This is a genomic window from Gemmobacter sp., from assembly GCF_016792925.1.
GTDB lineage: Bacteria > Pseudomonadota > Alphaproteobacteria > Rhodobacterales > Rhodobacteraceae > Gemmobacter.
Map to the genome: position 1 here is coordinate 1 of NZ_JAEULU010000062.1, position 3,327 is coordinate 3,327.

At 67.6% G+C, this 3,327-nt stretch carries 2 protein-coding genes; both read right to left on the reverse strand.

Features of this window, described 5'->3' with window-relative positions:
• Window positions 1-7: 7 nt before the first annotated feature.
• Entirely contained in the window at window positions 8-688 is a 681-nt protein-coding gene (locus JNN06_RS03265) for a response regulator transcription factor (protein ID WP_291238167.1), read from the reverse strand.
• Window positions 688-3,327: sensor histidine kinase KdpD (locus JNN06_RS03270; protein ID WP_291238168.1), on the reverse strand; the 2,640-nt coding region annotated here is incomplete at its 5' end. The genes JNN06_RS03270 and JNN06_RS03265, both read right to left, overlap by 1 nt.

A 3,327-nucleotide genomic window follows, 5' to 3' on the forward strand; every position in this document is an offset into this window, starting at 1 on the left:
CCGCGGCTCAGGGTTCGGACATGCGGTATCCCGCCCCCGGCTCGGTGCGCAGGATCGTGGGGTTGCTGGGGTCTGGCTCGATCTTGGCGCGCAGCTGACCGATGAAGACACGCAGATATTGCGTATCGTCCTGATGCGCCGGACCCCAGACCGCCGTCAAAATCTGACGGTGGGTGACCACACGGCCCAGGTTGCGCGCCAGCACCGCCAGCAGGTTGTATTCCTTGGGCGTCAGGCGCAGCGCCTCGCCGCCCCGGGTCACCAGCCGCTTGTCGAGGTCGATGACCAGATCGCCGATCTCGACGCGCTGCACCTCGCCCCGGCCACGGGCCGCATGGCGGGCGGCCGTGCGCAGCCGCGCTTGCAGCTCGGCGATGCCAAAGGGCTTTTCCAGATAATCATCGGCGCCGAGGTCAAGCGCCGCCACCTTCTCGGCCTCGCGGTCCCGCGCCGACAGGACGATGACCGGAACCTGGGAAAAGGCGCGCAGATCCGCCAGAACCTCTTTGCCATCGCGATCGGGCAGGCCGAGGTCAAGGAGGATGGCATCCGGGGCGATCAGGGCGGCCAGCCGCAGGGCCTCGGCGCCGGTCAGGGCGGGTCGGGTCTGGTGGCCCGCACTCTCCAGCCCGATGCGAAGCATGGTCTGGATCTGCGGGTCGTCATCGACGATCAGGATCAGGGACATCAGCCTTCCTCGACCGGCAGTTCTGCGGCGGGCAGACGCACCACCATCCGCGTGCCACGCCGCCGCACGGCGGGGCTTTCGGCATGGATCGTGCCACCCATGGCCTGCACCAGACCGCGGCAGATCGAGAGGCCCAGCCCTGTTCCAGGCTTGCGCCGATCCGTTCCGCCCGCCCGGTAGAATTTCTCGAACACGCGTTCAAGATCGGCGGGTTTTATCCCCGGCCCTTCGTCGGTCACACTGATCATCACCTGATCCCCCAGATTGCGGGCGTGGATCGCCACCTCTCCACCTTCGGCATATTTATGGGCGTTGTCGGCCAGGTTGAACATGACCTGACCCAGCAGATCCTGATCGCCGCGCACGAACCGCAGATCGGGGGCAAGGCTGATCCGGGTCACCTGCCCCGGATGGGTCTGCGCGCAGCGCTCGACCGCCTCGCGGATCGCATCGCCCACATCCACCCAGTCGCGCCGCATCTTGACTGCACCGGATTCGATCCGGCTCATTTCCATCAGATTGCCGACAAAGCGGTTCAGACGCCCGGCCTCTTGTCCGATGGTCTGCAAGAGGTCATGTCTTTGACCCTCCGACAGCGCCCCCCGCGCCTGCAATGTCGTCACCGAGCCAAGGATCGCCGCGAGGGGCGTGCGCAGGTCATGGCTGAGCGATGCCAGCAGCGCGTCGCGGATATTCTCGTTCTCCTGAAGGGCTGCGGCCTTGACCGCCTCATGCACAAGCAGCGCGCGGTCAAGCGCCAGCGCCGCCTGTTCGATGGTGGCCGCCAGCTGGGTCTCATCCTCGGGCGACAGCGGGTCTTGCGGCTTGATGCCAAGCACCGCGACAACCCGACTTGGGGTTTTCAGCGGATGAAAGCGCCAGCGGAGGTTCGGCAGCGTCCCGGTCCGCCAGCCTGCGATTTCCGATCTCTCCAAAGCCCAGCGGGCGGCCGTCAGATCGGCCGGGTCGGCCAGCTCGTCCGGTGGCCAGGCGGCGCGGGCCGGCAACTCAGCGCCATCGGGCAGCAACAGGATCGCATGCGCCCCCGTCAGCGCATGGACTTGCGCGACCGTCGCCCAAAGCACGTCCTCCTCGGTCGAGGCGACCGCGAGTTTCCGCGAAAACCCCGCCTGGGATTCGATGGCGCGGGTCTGGGCCAGCGCCGCCCGCGCCTGGGCGCGGATCTGCCCGGTCAGCGACCCGGTGAGCGTGGCCACGGCCAGAAAGATCAGAAGCGCAAAAAGCTCATGCGGTTTGGCAATGGTCAGCGTGTGAACCGGATCAATGAAAAAGAAGTTGTAGGCCAGAAAGGCGCAGGCCGCCGCCAGAACCGCCGCCCGCGTGCCGCGCAGCACAGAGGCCGCGAGAACCCCGAGGAGGAACAGCATCGACAGGTTTGGAAGCTCCATGACGGCGGCAAGGCCGAGGCCCGCCGCGACGCCAAGGCTGGTCGCGAGCAGGGCCAGACTGACATCGCCGGTCAGGCCCGGGCCGAGCCACGACCCGAAGGCCCAGCCCCGTGGTGGCTCCGCAAGCGGCACGACCGTCACCGGGATCTCGTCGGCCTGGGCCAGCAGCGCGCGGGCCAGCGACCGGCGCCTGCGCCTTTGGCCCAGAAGGATCTGGCTGACATTCTCGCGCCGGGCCAGTCGCAAAAGATCGGTCACGAAATCCGTGCTGGTCATCCGCAGAGTCTCGCCCCCGAGACTTTCGGCCAGCGCCAGCGCCTCGGCGACACCCGGCCCCGCCCGCCCCGGCTGCGCCAGCGAAACGGCGATCCAGCTTGCGTTCAGCGAGGCCGCTTGCCGTGCCGCCAGCCGCACCAGCCGCTCGCCCGCGCCATCCGGGCCGATGCAGACCAGAAGCCGCTCCGAGGCGCCCCAAGGCCCTTCGATCGCCTTCTGGCGCAGGATCTGCGTCATCTGATCCTCCACCCGGTCGGCGGTGCGGCGCAGCGCAAGCTCGCGCAGGGCGGTCAGGTTGCCGGGGGTGAAGAAATTCTCGGTCGCCCGCCGCGCCGTCTGTGGCAGGTAAATCTTGCCCGCCCGCAGCCTTGCGATCAGCTCGTCGGGCGGAATGTCCACCAGAACCACATCCTGCGCCTTTTGCAGAACGGCATCCGGCACCGTCTCGCGCACCTGAACTCCGGTGATTTGCGCCACGACATCGGCGAGGCTTTCGAGGTGCTGGATGTTCAACGCCGTCCAGACATCAATGCCTGCATCCAGCAACTCCTGCACATCCTGCCAGCGCTTTGGGTGGCGGCTGCCCTCGGCATTGCTATGCGCCAGCTCGTCGACGATCAAAAGCGCCGGGCGCTGCGCCAGCGCCAGATCGAGATCGAATTCCTCCAGCATCTGACCGCGATAGGCGATCTGGCGCCGCGGGAGCATTTCAAGGCCCTCGGTCAGGGCCATGGTCTCCTTGCGGCCATGGGTCTCGATCAGGCCCAGAACCGGGGGGTGGCCCTCGGATTTCAGCCGTTGTGCCGCCGAGAGCATGGCATAGGTCTTGCCCACCCCCGGCGCGGCCCCCAGGAAAATCTTCAGACGGCCCGGCCTGTCGGCTCTGGTCAGGGCCAGAAGCGCGTCGGGGTCGGGCCGTTTCGGGGTCGGGTCTTGGGGGGCCATGTGCCTATC

What these genes read in the sequence shown, in the direction of transcription:
- JNN06_RS03265 (WP_291238167.1), bottom strand. Translation starts at nt 688, where the DNA reads ATGTCCCTGATCCTGATCGTCGATGACGACCCGCAGATCCAGACCATG.